This is a genomic window from Paenibacillus sp. RC84, assembly GCF_041260495.1.
Lineage (GTDB): Bacteria > Bacillota > Bacilli > Paenibacillales > NBRC-103111 > Paenibacillus_F.
Map to the genome: position 1 here is coordinate 627,932 of NZ_JBGBYL010000003.1, position 16,397 is coordinate 644,328.

The 16,397-nt window shown below is 54.9% G+C and carries 14 protein-coding genes; 12 read left to right on the forward strand and 2 right to left on the reverse strand.

Annotated elements, in window-relative coordinates:
• Nucleotides 1–2: 2 nt before the first annotated feature.
• Nucleotides 3–692, forward strand: coding sequence for a molybdate ABC transporter permease subunit (gene modB / locus ABH899_RS10240; RefSeq protein ID WP_369995914.1), 690 nt, complete (start codon nucleotides 3–5; stop codon nucleotides 690–692).
• Between the two features lie 56 nt (nucleotides 693–748).
• On the opposite strand, the gene ABH899_RS10245 is transcribed toward modB, so the two are convergent.
• Nucleotides 749–1,045 (reverse strand): DUF3817 domain-containing protein, encoded by a 297-nt coding sequence (locus ABH899_RS10245; protein WP_016424041.1) that lies wholly within the window; start codon nucleotides 1,043–1,045, stop codon nucleotides 749–751.
• 143 nt (nucleotides 1,046–1,188) lie between these two features.
• On the reverse strand, nucleotides 1,189–3,615 hold the full coding sequence (helD, locus tag ABH899_RS10250) for an RNA polymerase recycling motor HelD (RefSeq protein WP_369995915.1): 2,427 nt from the start codon (nucleotides 3,613–3,615) through the stop codon (nucleotides 1,189–1,191).
• Nucleotides 3,616–3,979: 364 nt separating this feature from the next.
• Between helD and ABH899_RS10255 the strand changes: the two genes are divergently transcribed.
• The 11 genes from ABH899_RS10255 (at nucleotide 3,980) to ABH899_RS10305 (ending at nucleotide 16,396) form a co-directional block, all read left to right on the forward strand.
• On the forward strand, nucleotides 3,980–5,500 hold the full coding sequence (locus tag ABH899_RS10255; RefSeq protein WP_369995917.1) for a serine hydrolase domain-containing protein: 1,521 nt from the start codon (nucleotides 3,980–3,982) through the stop codon (nucleotides 5,498–5,500).
• Between the two features lie 127 nt (nucleotides 5,501–5,627).
• Nucleotides 5,628–6,350 carry a class I SAM-dependent methyltransferase gene (locus ABH899_RS10260; RefSeq protein ID WP_369995918.1) on the forward strand — a complete coding sequence of 241 codons (723 nt, stop codon included), beginning with the start codon at nucleotides 5,628–5,630 and terminating at the stop codon, nucleotides 6,348–6,350.
• A gap of 237 nt (nucleotides 6,351–6,587) precedes the next feature.
• Nucleotides 6,588–7,037 carry a flavodoxin gene (locus ABH899_RS10265; RefSeq protein ID WP_369995920.1) on the forward strand — a complete coding sequence of 150 codons (450 nt, stop codon included), beginning with the start codon at nucleotides 6,588–6,590 and terminating at the stop codon, nucleotides 7,035–7,037.
• Nucleotides 7,034–7,705: a hypothetical protein gene (locus ABH899_RS10270; protein ID WP_369995921.1), complete on the forward strand. Its 672-nt coding sequence runs from the start codon at nucleotides 7,034–7,036 to the stop codon at nucleotides 7,703–7,705. Before ABH899_RS10265 ends, ABH899_RS10270 begins: the two co-directional genes overlap by 4 nt.
• Before the next feature lie 175 nt (nucleotides 7,706–7,880).
• Nucleotides 7,881–8,426, forward strand: coding sequence for a GNAT family N-acetyltransferase (locus ABH899_RS10275; RefSeq protein WP_369995983.1), 546 nt, complete (start codon nucleotides 7,881–7,883; stop codon nucleotides 8,424–8,426).
• Between the two features lie 297 nt (nucleotides 8,427–8,723).
• The gene (locus ABH899_RS10280) at nucleotides 8,724–9,839 is read left to right on the forward strand and encodes an SGNH/GDSL hydrolase family protein (RefSeq protein WP_369995922.1); all 1,116 of its coding nucleotides are present in this window, start codon (nucleotides 8,724–8,726) and stop codon (nucleotides 9,837–9,839) included.
• 8 nt (nucleotides 9,840–9,847) lie between these two features.
• Nucleotides 9,848–11,413 (forward strand): extracellular solute-binding protein, encoded by a 1,566-nt coding sequence (locus tag ABH899_RS10285; RefSeq protein WP_369995923.1) that lies wholly within the window; start codon nucleotides 9,848–9,850, stop codon nucleotides 11,411–11,413.
• Nucleotides 11,410–13,251 (forward strand): sensor histidine kinase, encoded by a 1,842-nt coding sequence (locus ABH899_RS10290; RefSeq protein WP_369995925.1) that lies wholly within the window; start codon nucleotides 11,410–11,412, stop codon nucleotides 13,249–13,251. The genes ABH899_RS10285 and ABH899_RS10290 overlap by 4 nt, the downstream gene beginning before the upstream one ends.
• Nucleotides 13,248–14,846 carry a response regulator transcription factor gene (locus tag ABH899_RS10295; protein WP_369995927.1) on the forward strand — a complete coding sequence of 533 codons (1,599 nt, stop codon included), beginning with the start codon at nucleotides 13,248–13,250 and terminating at the stop codon, nucleotides 14,844–14,846. The genes ABH899_RS10290 and ABH899_RS10295 overlap by 4 nt, the downstream gene beginning before the upstream one ends.
• Nucleotides 14,847–14,972: 126 nt before the next feature.
• Nucleotides 14,973–15,728: an NAD-dependent epimerase/dehydratase family protein gene (locus ABH899_RS10300; RefSeq protein WP_369995928.1), complete on the forward strand. Its 756-nt coding sequence runs from the start codon at nucleotides 14,973–14,975 to the stop codon at nucleotides 15,726–15,728.
• A 167-nt stretch (nucleotides 15,729–15,895) separates the two neighbouring features.
• Nucleotides 15,896–16,396 carry a hypothetical protein gene (locus ABH899_RS10305; protein WP_369995929.1) on the forward strand — a complete coding sequence of 167 codons (501 nt, stop codon included), beginning with the start codon at nucleotides 15,896–15,898 and terminating at the stop codon, nucleotides 16,394–16,396.
• Nucleotide 16,397 lies beyond the last annotated feature (1 nt).

The following is a 16,397-nucleotide window of genomic DNA, read 5'->3' on the forward strand; positions in this document are numbered from 1 at the left end:
CCATGCCGGTGAACATGGAAATGTTCCTCTCTCCCGTCTGGCTGTCGCTGAAAATCGCACTGCTGTCGGGAGTTCTCGCCTTCGTATTCGGTGTTTCGGCAGCCCGGCTCGTACATAAACGCCCGTTCAGGGGGAGGACTCTGCTGGAAACGGTCTTTATGCTGCCTCTTGTCCTGCCGCCTACCGTTATCGGCTTTCTGCTTCTGCTCGCTTTCGGCCGGAGAAGCTGGATCGGCCGTCTGGCGGAATGGCTCTGGGACCAGCCGGTCGTTTTCTCCTGGGGAGCGGGGGTCATCGCGGCGACGGTCGTCGCTTTTCCGCTTGTCTACCAATCGGCCAAAACGGGCTTCCAGACGATCGACGGGGACCTGGAAGGAGCCGCCCGGTCTATGGGAGCCGGCGAGCGGCAGGTTCTGTTCCACGTTACGCTGCCGCTTGCCGGACCGGCGCTCGTGACCGCTTTTGTGCTCGGTTTTGCCCGGGCGCTGGGGGAATTCGGGGCCACGATCATGATCGCGGGAAATATCCCGGGACGGACCCAGACGGTGCCGACGGCCATTTATACCGCGGTCGATTCGGGCGACTATGCGCTCGCCTGGTGTTGGACGGGGGCGATTGTCTCTTTTTCTTTTCTGCTCCTGCTTGCGGGCAACTTCCGCAGAAATCCGCCTGCCGGAAACTCCGCTCCATAAAAAAACCTGCCAAGGCATGAGCCCGGCAGGTTTTTTGTCGTTCGCTTTTTTACGAGTCAGGACCAGCCGTCCTTCTTTAAACGGGCGTCCAGTACGAAAGTGCCGAACGGCAGGAAGGAGGCCAGGATGGCGGTCAACACTTTGATAATCGACCAGCGGTGGACGAATGTGACGTGTGCGACGGCGAGCAGGAAGAGGACGAACAGCAGTCCGTGTAAGCCTCCTACGACCGTGACGGGCTGAGGGACATCCGCGAAATGCTTGAGCGGCATGGCGATGAACAGCAGCAGGAGGAATGAAATTCCTTCGAGAAAGCCGATCACGCGCAAGCGCCCGATGGGAGTGCTGAGCATGGTTAACATACACCGCCTGTGTAAGAAAAATAAGGGAAGGGAGAGGTCTCCCCTTCCTTACTTTATCACAGCGCGAATCCTACTCTCAAACAAGCCTGCCGAGCCGGCTTCTCCAACCTGTCCGTTGACCAGAATCGGGAGAATTATTCCACAGTCTCCACTGTATAAACGGCCGGTTCCAGCTCCGCGACGAACGGGGTCAGCGTTCCCGCGGAATAGAGCTGGAGCTTGTGCATGGCCCGCGTACAAGCCGTGTAAAACAGCTTCCGCTCGCTTTCGCGGCTGTAGGCGTCGGCGGAGGCATCGTAAATGAGAACGGCGTCGAATTCGACCCCCTTGGCGAGATAAGCCGGGATGACCATGACGCCTTTCTCGAACGAAGGCGTATCCTTGCGGATGAGGCGGAGCTCATCCAGGCCGTTCAGCGCTTCGAAGGCGCTCTCGCTTTCGGCGGCGGTTTTGCAGATGACGCCGATGGACGCGTTGCCTTCCGCCTGCAACGCCTTGATTTCCGCCGTCATCCGGCGAACGAGAGCGTCCGCGGCTGCGCGCGTACCCGTACCCGCGCCCGTACCCGTGAAAACAACGGGCTTGCCGCCTTCACGGTCGAACGGCTCGATCAGGGCGCCGTCCTTCAGCATGCCGCGCGTGAACTCGACGATTTCCCGCGTCGACCGGTAGCTGCGGTGCAGCACGATCTGCTCGGTCTCGCCGGGACCGTACAGGCCGGCAACCGGCGTGCTTCCTTCCAGCGTCGTCGCCTGGGCGAACACGGCCTGGTTGAAATCTCCGAGCACGGTCATGCGGCAGCGCGGGAAGAGCCTTTTCAGAAATTCGAACTGAAAAGGGGAATAGTCCTGGGCTTCGTCGATCAGGACGTGCCGGACGATCGTGTTGGTACGGAAGCCTTCGGTCAGTTCCTGCAGGTACAGGAACGGAGTCGCGTCTTCGTAAGGCAGATCGCCCCGGTTCATCCGGTCCAGCGTGTACGCGCAGATTTCATCCCACCGGGCGGGAAGTCCGTCCCTGTCATCAGCGTTCTCCGCGGGAACCAAGGCATCCGCCGCCGCAGCCGCCCGGTGCAGGGACTGAAACAGCGGCTTGTTCTCGTACAGCTGCCGGTATAGGCCGGGAACATCGACGAAGCGGAGCCGCCTTACCCGTATCCGCAGAGGCTTGAAATGCTCCCGGACGATCATTTTCCGCAGAAGCTGCTCTTCCACGTCCGCATCGTCGAAGCTTTCGGCGCGTCCCCGCCGTTTGCGCAGCTGATTATAGGCGAGCTGATACTGCTCTTTGTCGAGGAAATCGAGTTCGTCGCGGACCCAGTCTTCCTGCATCTCCCGCTCCTGATATGCCGCAAGCTCTTCCAGCAGCCATTCCTTCATAAGCTCGATGCGGTTGGCCAGACGGATGGAAGCATCGTAGCCGTAGAAGCGGTCCGATAAGGCTTGCCGGGACAGGATCACCTGATCCCGGAACACGATGTCTTGGAACAGCATATGCTCCTTCAGAAGCTGATCTTTATACGCTTGAATGACGTGCAGGAAGCGGGAGGAAGCCTTGTAGCGGATTCCGCTCACTCTTGCGGCATACCCGGGCGTCTCTTCGTCCGCCAGCACATATTCGATCTGATCGAACGGATCTTCGATGTTGAACCGTCTGCCGAGCCGGTGATGCAGATAATCCTGAAACGTCGTCTGCTGCATATTTTCCTCGCCAAGCTCAGGCAGAACGGTGGACACGTAGCTGTTGAAAAGCGGGTTGGGCGAAAACAGCACCATCTGGTCGGCGGTCAAGGTTTTCCGGTGTTTGTACAGCAGATAGGCGACCCGTTGGAGAGCCGCGGACGTTTTGCCGCTGCCGGCCGCGCCTTGTACGATAAGCATCCGTGAGCTGTCGTTGCGGATAATGCGGTTCTGCTCCTTCTGGATGGTGGCGACAATCGTCTTCATCTGAGAGCCCGCTCCCTTGCTCAGCACCTGCTGGAGCAGCTCGTCGCCGATCATCATCCCCGTGTCGAACAGGAAATGGATACGGCCGTCGCGGATGATAAACTGGCGCTTGAGTTCGATTTCGCCCTCCACAAGGCCTCCGGGCGTATCGTATTCGCCCGGACCGGGCGCGTAGTCGTAATAAAGACTGGCGATAGGCGTCCGCCAATCGTAGACGAGGAAGGTTTCGCCGTCCTCATCGAGAAAAGAAGACACGCCGACGTACACGCGCTCGGTCCCGCCCGCGCCGTCTTCTTTAAAATCAATCCGCCCGAAATAAGGGGAGGGGAGAAGACGGTTCATCCGGTCGGCCAGCTTCTTGAGCTGACGGTGGGTTCTCTCTCTCTCGGATAAAACTTCGGCCTGCTGCCTCAGGCTGAGGTACGTATCCAAGACATCGTCGTCATGAGCCAGATTGACGGTCACTTCATCCCAAAAATGTTTCCGGATATCGACAACTTGAGACTTGAGCTGCCCGACATCGGGTTCGATTTTATCCAGCTGCTGCCGAAGCTTGGTTCTGACAAGACCGACCCTTTGCTGTTCATGCTGCCATTCTTCTTTGGAAACCGACACGAAAACCCCTCCTTAAACGTGAAAAAACAACCCGCATAAGCGGCCACACAAAAAAGTTGACAAATCTGCGCTGAGGTGATACGATAATGTCAGATAAAAGCGCTCAATACTTTTACTTACTAGTATTGACAGCGGTTTTTTATTTTACCATTTCTATATAACAAAATCAAACATGTTTTAAGCCGTCAGGATATCTGGCGGCTTTTTTGGTTTTTCAGGGAGTTCCGATGGAAGACGGAAGCTGCTCAGGTGACGATTTTGTAAGCCGCAAACGCGTGTTTTGCAAGGGAAATCGATGGGTCGCTTCTCCTTATTGTCTTAAACTGGTTCTATCAACGGAAGTGATAATCCCGGAGGAGACTGGATGAGAATGAACCTAGGAGCCATAACCAAACTTGCAAAGACCCGGAAAGAACGAAAGAGAATAGGGGCGCGGACCCTGCTTGCGGCGGCCGCGGCACTTCTTATTGCGGTGCCGGAACCCGCCAAAGCGGCGGGGAGCGTTTCGGGTAAGCCGGATACTGCCGCGCGGATCGACGCTTACATGGAAGCGGCCATGAGCAGGCTGCATATCCCCGGAGCGGCGCTCGGAATCGTGAAGGAGGGCGGTACCGTCTATCTTCAGGGTTACGGCACGAGCGGTCCGGACGGCGCAAAAGCGACCCCGCAGACCGCTTTTGTGCTGGGATCGACAAGCAAATCGATAACGGCAGCGGCCGTGATGCAGCTTGCGGAGAGCGGAAAGATCGATCTGGAGGCGCCGGTGCGCCGCTATTTGCCGGACTTCAAGACGGCGGACCCGGAGCGGTCCGACCGGATACGGGTCAAGGATCTGCTTTACCAGACGAGCGGGTTTTCGAAATACGACGGTGTGGCCGCTCTGACGCAGGGGGATTCGACAATCGGAGCCCATATCGGCGGTTTAAGCAATATTTCGCTTGTCCGGGACCCCGGAACCGGTTTCGAATATTCGAACTTGAACTACAACGTGCTGGGCGGCTTGGTGGAGAAAGTATCGGGAACGTCCTACACAGCTTATGTAAAAGACTATCTTTTCGAACCGCTCGAAATGAAGAACAGCTTCGGTTCGCCGCAAGAGGCGGGCGGGGCGGACTTAGCGGCGGGGTATCAGTCGGTTTTCGGCTTCAAAGCTCCGACCCGGCAGCTTGCGCATACCGGCACGGCGCCTTCAGGTTATCTGATTTCCACGGCGGAAGATATGACCCATTATCTCAGCGCGCAGATGAACGGGGGCCGTTACAAGGAAAAACCGGTCTGGAGCGAAAAGAGCAACGCGGCGCTTCACAAACCGGAAGCTTCCATGGGCGGCGGCGCTTCTTACGCGATGGGATGGACAGTCAAAAACGGGGTTCTCTTTCATGACGGAGCGACTGAAAACACGTATTCGTTTATGGTTATTCATGGAGACACGGGCATTATTCTACTTCTCAACACGATGGATTATCTTGTGCCGTACGATCAGATCGTGATGGGGATATACGGGATTCTGCAGGGAGAAGATGCTCCCGTCGAGTCGCTGCCGAACTATATCCGGACGTATGCGATGGCCGATATGGCGATGGCCGCCGTGCTTGCGCTTGCCGTCCGCAGTTTTTACACCCTGTTCCGAAGGAAAAAACGCGTAAAGCCGACGGCCGGCCGCATCGTGCTCAGCGCAGCGGGGATTGCGGGGGTTCACCTGCTGCTCCCGGCTTGCATCCTGATGCTGCCCAAGCTGCTTCATGCGCCTTGGCCGGTTTTGATGGTTTTCCTGCCGGGGCTGTCCCACGGGCTGTATTTTATGGCGATCTTGCTGGTTTGTACCGGTTTGCTTAAGACCGCCGCTGTTGTCCGGGCGCTTCGGGCGAGAAAAATGGCTCAATAATGGACATCGGTCCCAAATTGACTTCCCGGACGAAGCCGCTCTCCTTCCGTTCCGCCGTCAGACGCTTCAACCCGGCATTTTTTGGGGTAAGCATGGGTAGCGAAAAAGCAGGGGAAGGATGATGAGCATGAATTCGGCACGCTTACAGCGTATCCGGCGTGAAGAGAAGGCGTATCACGAACAGTATTTTGAAGAGCACGATTTGTACGAGAAAGACAGCTGGCTGGAAGAGCCGGATGAAAGGGTTCTGGACTATTTGGAGATGCTTCATGACGGGAAACCTCTGCGGATGCTTGATCTGGGATGCGGGGTCGGACGGAATTCCATTCCGCTGGCCCGGAAGCTTCAGCCGACAGGCGGAAAAGTCGTTTGCGTGGATCTGCTGGACAAAGCGCTGGAGCAGCTTGAGGCAAACAGCGAGGAGTATGGTGTCCAGGAGCTCATCGAAACCGGGCAGGCGGACATCAGCGAATACGAGGTGCCCGGGAACACGTTCGATTACATCCTCGCGGCATCCAGTCTTGAGCATGTCCGTTCCGAATCCGCCCTGGATAAGGTGCTGGCAGGACTTGCGGCGGGGACCAAGGACGGAGGCATCAACTTCATCCTCATGAATACGAACATAAGAGAAGTGGATGCGGAAACCGGCGAGGGACGCGAAACGCTGATCGAGCTGATTTTGACGAAAGAGCAGGCGCTCGAAAAACTCCGGCAGGCATACTCCGGGTGGGATGAGCTAGATGTGTCCCATAAGCCGCTGGATATCGAAATCAACCGGGGCGAAACGCCCGTCATTATGAAAACGGACTGTTTGAGCTATGCGGTCCGGAAGCGGTCAGCGGGGTGTTAAACGTTTTCGAAAATAGAGAGTACGCTAGAGCCGCCAGCCGCCGGATAGTTGGATAGGTGGATAAGCGAAGAGCCGCAGAGAAACTGCGGTTCTTTTTGTTTTTCATTGAGAATAATTTTCAATTAGGGATTGAAAACGGAGCGGAGACCCTCTATACTGATTATGAAAATGATAATCATTATCAACGAAATGAGGCCAGTCATAATCAGTTTACATAGATGGAGGGACGTGTGACGGATGAGCACATTTATAGTCGTGTACGCAAGTTTAACGGGCAATACGGAGGAAATGGCGGACGCTGTGGTGGAAGGGATCAAACAGGCCGGCGGAACGGTGACGGTCAAGGATATTCTGGATGCCCGTGCGGCTGAACTGGAAGCCTACGACGGCATCGTGCTCGGAGCTTACACATGGGGTGACGGAGAGCTGCCCGACGAGTTTCTGGATTTCTACGAAGAGATGGATGAGCTGAAGCTGAACGGCAAAATCGGGGCGGTATTCGGCTCCTGTGATTCCAGCTACGCCCAGTACGGAGCCGCCGTCGATCTATTGACGGAGAAGCTTCAATCCCTCGGCTGCACGATGCAGGAAGGGCTGAAAATCGAGCTCTGCCCGTCGGCTCCCGAACGCGAAGCGTGCAGAGAATTCGGACGGCAGGCGGTACTGCGTTTCCAGGGGGCCCTATGAGCGGCGCGGCAGCGGCAGGCCGGATGGAGGACGGGCGGCTGGAGCAGTTTATCCGCTGCCCCGGCTGCTTCTATTCCGGCGGAAACTGTCAGGAGAGCGAGCCGTGGCGCGAGAGCGCGAGAACGGCGGCCGACCGGATCATCCGCGAATTTTACGGCATCGACGCTTCCCGGCGGACGGCGGACATTATCCTGGAGAGGCTGGAAATGTACTTGATCGGACCGGAGGAGTCGGGGCTTGTCATGGAAGATTATTTGCGCATGAAGAAGAATCTGGCGAAATATTTGATTCTTGCCCTGTTTCAGGAAGAGAAGACGGAACCTCCTTTGTTCCTCTTCGAGACGCTGTCGGTACAGGTCGAAGAACTGGACTTGGAGCTCGTCATGCACCTGCATGTAGGCGAATGGGCGAACGGGTCCTATACGCTGAAGCGGTACTATCTTGACGAGGACTGGTGCGTCGTGAAGGCATACCTTCAGCTGTCGCTCGTTTTCGCCTACAAGGCGTTCGGCAGGCTGCCGGGCCAGATCGAAGCCTACAATCTGCTCACCGGCGAAGCTTACCGGATCCGGCCCAAATTGGACGATTTGCAGGCTTCGATGGATTTTCTGCGGCTGACGGATACGCTTATGCGCGAGCCCAAGCGCGGCCGGATTATGCTCGCATAGCCGGACGAAGCAATTCCTCATGAGCAGCTTTCCTTTTCTCCTTCATGGTGCCGGAATCTTGCCGTACGTTCATTAAAAAAACATCCGGCCGACCCGTCGCCTTACGTCTGAGACTTGTGATAAACTGTTTTAACCGCAAATTTTTTTGCGAAAAACAGGATGAATGGAGACGACCATGATTATCGCCGACCGACCCTTTAACGTGAATGGATTATCGTATACGATCCGGTCAGCAGCCGTCCGAGATGCAGAGCAATTGTCCCGGCTAAGAGTGCAGATCGACGGAGAAACCGAAAATATGGACCGGGAACAAGGGGAAGCGTTCATCGACGCGCTTGGCTTCGAGCGGCTGATTCAAGCGGATTCGGACAGCCCGAGAAACTTGTTTCTGGTCGCGGCCGTAGAGGACCGGGTTGTCGCCTTCTCCAGATGCGAAGGAAATCATCTGATCCGGTTCTCCCACAAAGTCGAATTCGGGGTGGGCGTACTCGAGGAGTTCTGGGGGCACGGCATCGGGAAAAATCTATTAAAGACATCCATCGACTGGGCCGATTCCAACGGGATCAAGAAAATGACACTGACGGTTCTGGAAACGAACGAGAAAGCGGCTCAGCTCTATCGTAAGCTTGGTTTTGAGATCGAAGGGGTCCTGAAAAAGGACAAAATTCTATCGGACGGCAGCTATTACAGCACCCTTGTGATGGGGAGATTTAACGATTAATACTTTTTGCTGCGCAGGATATGGTCCATGGACCTCATCCTGTTTTTTCTGTCCGGCTCTTTGAGTGATCCCCGGGACGGCAAAATTTCGGAATCCGACAGCTGCGGCAATGACCCGATTCCGCCGAAGAGCTGATTCCGGTTCGTGGATTTCAGGGAACGGTAACTTGTCTTATCCTTTTTCCGTTTATGGAGAAAGGATTTTTTTTGATGGAACGGTATTTACAAAAACTTCTTTACACGTTGGGAAAGTCGAAGGTAAGTTTAAAGAAGGACCTTTTAACCAAACGGGGGAGTGATGGAAGTGGAAGTGAAGCAAGCGGGAAAAATAGATATCGCCCGGTACGACCGGAACTTACAAACGGACACGATGGCCGATGAGGCAGCCGTGTGGCATGATCCCCGCCGGGCTCCGTTTACGATTTCGGGGTTTGCGTGGATAGAGACGGAAGGCCGGTACCGGAGACTGCCCGTACGTCCGGACCGCAAGCTGCCGGAAGCGGTTGACCGGCTCGCGGATTGCACGGCGGGCGGGCAGATCCGCTTTATTACCGATACGGCGCAGCTGTCCGTCCGCGTCCGGCTCGGCGGCAATGCCGCCATGCCTCATATGACGGCACTGGGTCAGTGCGGGTTTGACTGCTACATCGGGGAGCCGGGCAATCAGCGCTATGTTGCAACCGCTTCCTTTAAGCCGGGAGACTGCGAGTACACGTCCCGGCTCTACCGGTTCGGGGAGAAGCGGATGCGGCACATCACGCTGAATTTCCCTCTCTACCAAGGGGTGGAGGAGGTCTGGATCGGAACGGACGAGGATGCCCTTGTAGAACAACCGCTTCCCTATGAAAGTCCGGGCAGGATCATCATCTACGGCACCTCGATCACCCAGGGCGGCTGCGCGAACCGGCCGGGCATGAGCTATCCGGGCATTTTGAGCCGGCAAATCAACCGGGAGTTCATCAATCTCGGTTTTTCGGGCAGCGGCAAAGGCGAGCCGGAAGTAGCCGAGGTCATCCGCGAGATCGGGAATCCCGCTCTGCTGGTCCTCGATTATGAGGCCAACACGGGCGAGCCGGAGAACATCCGGGCCACACTGCCGGTTTTTATCGACTTGTACCGGGAAAAGCACCCCGACGTTCCGATCCTTGTTCTCTCCTGCATCGAGTTCGCCGCCGCCAGGTTTGACCCGGCTGTCCGCAAGAAACTGGACGACAGGCGGGCCATACAGCGGCAGACCGTAGAGGACCGGATCGCGAAGGGCGACTCGTTCATCACGTTTTTCGACGGATCGGCTCTGCTCGGCGAAGACGGGGACGAGTGTACGGTAGACGGGATTCACCCGACCGATCTCGGCTTTAAACGGATGGCGGACGGGCTTCTCCGGGTATTCAACCGATGCCTGCAGGCAGAGTGAGACAACGGATGCGCATATCGATCCGACTCGGCTGTCGTCCGCTTCGTCCGCTTGCTTTGCTGAGAAGTTCGCTCCTCCTGGCGGCGCTGGCCGCCGCTTCCGCAGGTTGCGAACGTTCGCCGGAGACGGCCGGAGGGGTATTTATTCCGCCCGGTTCCGCATCTCCCGCCGATTCCATCTCGATTGTGACGAACACGATCGGGCTGAGCTTTCCGCAGGGGCTGGACGAGAATAACAATCCTTACCTGCGTTATATTGAAAAGAACACCGGGCTGAATATTAAGGTGACGCTCCCGCCGTCGGATGTGTATCCCGAAAAGTTGAACGTCATCATGGCTTCGGGCAACACGCCGGATCTTATTAATTATTCCGATAAAGTATGGATGAACGATAACGCCAGACAGAACAAACTGATGCCGCTGGACGAGCTGATCGACCGCTACGGCAAAGACCTCAAGGAGAAGATTCCGAAAGAAGCGTGGGATCAGGTCACCGTCGACGGCAAAATTTACGCGGTTCCGAGTCTGAACGAAGTGAAAGGGCTGGAGCTGATGTACGTGCGCAAAGACTGGCTGGACCGTCTCGGACTCGCTCCGCCCGTCACCTTGGACGATTATTACAAGGTGATCCGCGCTTTTACGCTGGACGACCCGGACGGCAACGGGCTTAACGACACGATCGGGCTGACGTTCGGCGATGCTCTTGCCCGTTCGGCGCCCTTCTTCGGCGCGTTCGGCGTGCAGCTCGATCAGTGGGCGGACCGTTACGGGGAGCTTGCTTACACCAGTACACTGCCGGAGACGAAAGAGGCTCTAGCTTTTTTGAGAAAGCTGTACCGCGAGAAGCTTCTGGACCCCGAATTTCCGCTGAACCGCAATGCCAGCATGATGGACAAAGTCAAGAACGGCAAGGTCGGCCTGTTCTCCGCCGCCTGGTACGATACACGGGGGCCGATTGCGGCCAATATGCAAAAAGACCCGCGGGCCGTCTGGATTCCGCTTGAATACCCGACAGGTCCGGATGGACATAAGGGCGTCTATGCGACCAGCCTGATCCGTTCATACAACGTGATTCCGGTAGGCAGTACTAATCCCGAGGGCGTCATCCGGTATCTGAATTTCATCGCGGGCGACGGCTACAAGACGTTGAAGCTGGGCTTTGAGAACGAAATCTGGTCGATGCAGAACGGGAAGATGGTCACCAACTTCGAGGAACACGACAAGCATATATACCGGGGAATATACCAGGCGATGGCAGATGTTCCAGACAAGGAGATTTCGAAAATGCGGCTCGATTCTCTTGGCGATTTTCATTTGTACGACAATTTAAGACGAATCGAAGGTCACTTGATTCCGAATGCTTTCTACGGCTCGCCGACCCCGTCGATGAGCAAATACTACAACATCAAGGGAAAGGAACTCATGGAACATTTCGTTCGTATCATTGTAGGCGTCGAGCCTTTGGACTCATTCGAAATGGCTGTAGAACGGTGGAGAAAAGAAGGCGGAGATGACATGACCCGGGAAGTGAACGAGTGGTATAAGAAGCAGGGCATCCCGCAGGGTGCGCGATGAGGAAGACGCTGCGCTGGTTGCGGGACAAGTTTCAGCGGAATATACAAGTCCGGCTGACCTGCTACTTTCTGCTCATTCTGCTGCCGCTCGTGCTGGTGAGTCTCTTCGCCAATGAGCGTTCCCAGCAGATTCTCGTCGAGCAGGCTGCGGAAAGATCACGGCTGGCTTTGAATTCCGCGATGGACTACATCGATTTGACGCTGCAGAGCGTCGAGGAGCTGTCGACACTGATCTCGACGGACTCAGAGCTGATCGGCACCTTGTCGCGCAACGGCAGGGAGCTGACTCCCCGAGCCGTGATGGACTTTTCGCAAATGATGAAGCAGTTGTCCAACATGAACTCCATCAATCACATTGCCGCCCAGATTTCCATTTACCATTATCCGTCCACCAGGATGTTTTCCACGAATTACGGCACGAGATACCTGGATAAGAGCCAGCAGGAGTTTATGCAGAGCATGACGCTCCGAAACGGCACGGGTATTCTGTACATGCTGCCCGGCGAAATCATATACGGGAGCACCACCTTCGGAGAGTTGATGAATTCGGACAGCGTGACCCTGGTCCGCTCGATGGACCTGTACAACCCTCTGCGGGAGCAGAACGTCCTGCTTGTCACGCTGAACAAAACGCGGCTGCTTAATCTCATCAAACCGCTGCTTCCTTCACCACAGACTAAGATCTATCTGACCAACGCCAACAACAACCTGATCGCGGGGATCAGCCAGGAAGGGGAGACCCGGGACAAATACCTGCCCTCCGAACCGGACATGCTGTCGGTCACGATTACATCCAACACGTCCAATTGGAAGCTGACGATGATGCAGCCGAAGAGCGAGTTATACAGTAAAACGGAGCAGGTCAAGCTGTATACGTACGGCATTATTACGATCAGTATTTTGCTCGCGCTATGGATTTCCTGGATCGTCTACACGGGTATCGCATCGCCGCTTCAGAAGCTCTCGCACGGAATCAAGCGGCTCGGCAGCGGCAAGCTGAGCATCCAGCTGGAAAACAGGCGCAGGGACGAATTCGGTTATTTGACGGAGGCGTTCAACCAGATGGCCCAGCAGCAGAAGCATCTGATCGAGGATCATTACGAGCAGGAGCTGAGGCTGGCCAAGACGGAACTGAAATTTTTGCAGTCGCAGATCAATCCCCATTTTCTGTACAATACGCTCGACTCTATCTACTGGACGGCAAAAAACTACGAGGCGGACGAAATCAGTGAAATGGTTCTGAATTTGTCGCGGTTTTTCCGGCTCAGCCTGAACAAAGGGCGCGAAGTTTTTTCGGTGGAAGAAAGCTTCGCGCACCTGCATTACTATATCCGGATTCAGCAGATCCGGTTTCTCGAAAACTTCGAGGTGCAGTACCGGATGGAAGACGCGACGAAAGGGGTCCCACTTCTCAAGCTGCTGCTCCAGCCGCTGGTAGAGAACGCCATTCTCCACGGTATGGACGGAAAAGAAGACGGCGGCCGCCTCGTTGTTTCCTCCCGGCTGGAGGAAGGGTTTCTCGTGCTGGAAGTGAAGGACAACGGAAGCGGCATCCCGCAGGAGCGGCTGGCCTATATCCAGGAGGAGCTGGGCAGGCTTCACAGGCGCAAGGGCAAGCTGTACTCGCTGGATGAGGAAAGCGTGGACGACCTGTTCGGGCTCAGGAACGTCGTGTCCCGGATCAAGCTGTATTACGGCTTAAGCGCCGAGCTGAGCATCCACAGCGCAGAAGGCGGAGGTACCTGCACGGCGCTCAAGCTTCCCCTGGTCCGCTGCAGAGAAGATTTCAGTCCCGGTGCGGACAGCATGATCGACTACAAGGAGGAGACGGGAACATGAATGTAATGATCGTCGAGGATGAAGTGCGTCTGCGCACTTCGCTCGTAAACAATATTCCGTGGGAAGACAACGGAATCGAAGTGATTGCCCAGGCGGCGAGCGGGACGGAAGCGCTGTTTCTGTTCGAGCGAAAAAAGCCGGACATCGTGCTGCTCGATGTCCAGATGCCGGAGATGGACGGGCTTACGCTGGCCCGCAAGCTGCGCGAGAAGGATGCCTTCGTCAAGATGATTATTCTCAGCGGGCACGATAATTTCGGCTTCGCCCAGAAAGCGATCGAAGCCGGTGTTTCCCAGTACCTGCTTAAGCCCGCAGGGGACGAGGAAATTCTGGAAGCGGTTCTGAGCGCAGCCGAACAGCTCCGGCAGGAGCTGGAGCGCTGGCACAGCCAGTCGGAGCTCCAGGAGAAATGGTCGGAGCATCTGCCCCAGCTGCAGAGCGCGTTTTTCCAAAACCTGATCGGCGGCAAGTACGCTCTCTGGGAAATCCGCAAGATCAGCAGGGACTATCTGCTTGATCTGGACGAAAGCATGCAGTACGCCGTAGCCGTAGCCGACGTCGATCCTCTCGGCCCCGAAGAGTCCCGCTACAAAAGCGGGGATATGCCGCTGCTGCGCTTCTCGCTGCAGTGTGTCGCCCGCGAGTTTCTCCAGCCGCATTCGTGCTGGGTGAATACGGACGCAAGCGGCTACACGCTGGTGCTCTTCGCCATGCCGGCGGACGATTCGCCCAACGACGTGATGCTCCGCGTGCATGCCGCGGTCGTGAAGCTGCTCTCCCAGGCCAAGGAATGCCTGAAGGTCACCTGCAGCGCGGGAATCAGCGGAGGGACCGGCGGCCTCACGGAGATCAGCAAGCTGTACGCGCAGGCGTACCAGGCGCTGCAGGACCGCATCGTGTACGGGGCCGACATCGCGGTTCCGTACCGGGACAAGCCGGCGGCCGGCACATCGGTGCCGCTTTCTCCGGGCCTGGAGAAGACACTGGAGATCGCGCTCGAAACCGGCGATGCCGACAAGGCGATGGATACCCTCTCGGAGCTGTGGGATCAGGCGATGGAAGGAACGGAGACCGCTGCGGGCATGCACGAGGCGCTGATGTACTGGACGAGCCTGATGATCCGGCTCATTCATAAGCAGGGCTGGAGCGTGCAGGATGTCGTGAAGGACGACTACCCGTACTACCGGGACGTCACGATGCTGAGCACAAAGCAGCAGATCCGGGCCTGGCTGGAGCGTTCCGTGCTCCATTACTCGGCCTATCTGCAGGAACAGCGCAAAACGACGAGCCACGGCGTCGTGAAAACGATCCTGTCCATAGTCGAGAAGGAGATCGACAGCGACATCACCCTCCACAGCGTGGCGGATCGGCTCTACGTCAATTCCTCGTACTTGAGCCGTTTGTTTAAGCAGGAAACGGGTGTCGCGTTTTCCACGTACGTGCTGGAACGGAAAATGGACCGGGCCAAGGCGGCGCTGCTGGAAGGCGCCAAGGTGTATGATGCGGCCAGGCTGGTCGGCTACCGGGACGTCAGCTATTTTACGAAAGTGTTCCGCAAATATTGGGGCGTCACTCCGGGCGAAATGAAGCCGTAGCGTCAGGGGACGGGGTAAGGTATCTTTCGTATTCCCCGATCCGTATATTTATTCTTCCATGAGGATTCGAACAGATAAACCGTTATGTTAAAATTATACTCAAGTAATCAAGAAAGGGGCCTTTTTATGAATCCAACCAGAAAAATTCTGATCACTGGTGCAGGAGGTAGAATTGGACTAGCGCTCATTCCTTATCTAAATGATAAGTACAGTCTTACATTAGGTGATATAAACACATCTAAACTGCAAAAGTGGGTACATGATGGACATGAATTGGTTGATTTAGATATTAGGGATATAGAATCCTGTAGACAGGCTTGTAAAGGTATAGATACTGTTATTCACTTAGCAGGGGATCCTTCTCCTCATGCAAGTTTTGAATCTGTGCTGAAAGTTAATATTGAAGGAACTTATAATATTTTCAAAGCTGCTCAGGAAGAAAGTTGCAGTCGAGTTGTATTTGCAAGCAGCGCTCAGGTTGTAGAGGGGTATCCAATTGATACACAAGTACAGCCGGATATGCCTGTTCGCCCAAAAAATTTATATGGTGTGGGCAAATCTTTTGGAGAAGCACTTGCTTCTTATTTTGCTTACCAAGAAAATCTTCCTAGTATCGCGATAAGAATTGGGGCATTCGATGAAGTTTCTCAAGTAGGTACAGATTTGACAGCGAGAGATATGAGTGCTTATATCAGCCCCGAGGATATGTGTCATTTAATAGAACAGTGTGTTATAACTCCCTTACAAAAGCCCTTTGAAATTGTTCACGCTGTTTCTAATAATCGTTTTAAAAGACTTGATATTTCAAAAACGAAAGAAGTCCTTGACTATAGCCCTCAACACGATGGATTTCAAAAATGCGGCTTTATTTTTAAGGGTTGACTTACGAAACTCTCCCTTTGTTTTACATCAGCTACTACTCCGTTAATTTGAATAAAAGAAGAGTACATATTATACATGACTAATATGTGCTCTTCTTTATTTTTAAGGATTTTATAATTTAGGTCTTGATAACGTACGTTTCCGCTTTTTGTTGGAAGTACCTTTATTTGTTTAGAATATCGTCATTTTTTAAAGTTCCGTTTTTGATTATGTATTTTAACTTCGCGATTCTGACCATTTTAGGAACTTTTCTCGGAGGGGATCATGTGAAGCGAAATTGGGGGCTGGACGAGTTGCCGGATCGCATCGAGCGGCTTATCAGAACCGCAATCCTTACATACGAGGAACAGTTTTTCCAAGCTACGCTGGGAAAGTTGCCTTTGGCATCTTTGTCCGAATTGGATTCGCTCGTGGATAGTATCGCATTTCTTGATGAAGACCAAGGCGGATTCGCACGGCCAGAGCGAGGTTGCGTTTGCATTTTGTTACCTTTTGGGATTACATCAATAAAAGTGAAAAAAAGCTATCCGCCGAATTCGGGCGGCGGCTTTTTTTTATGGGACGCGTTTGCATCCGGGGGTTTTCAGGAAGCGCCAGCGCGCTATCAAAGTACCACAAATAGTAATGAGTGTCCTCTACTACGGATTTCGCGCAGGTTCTACACTTAGT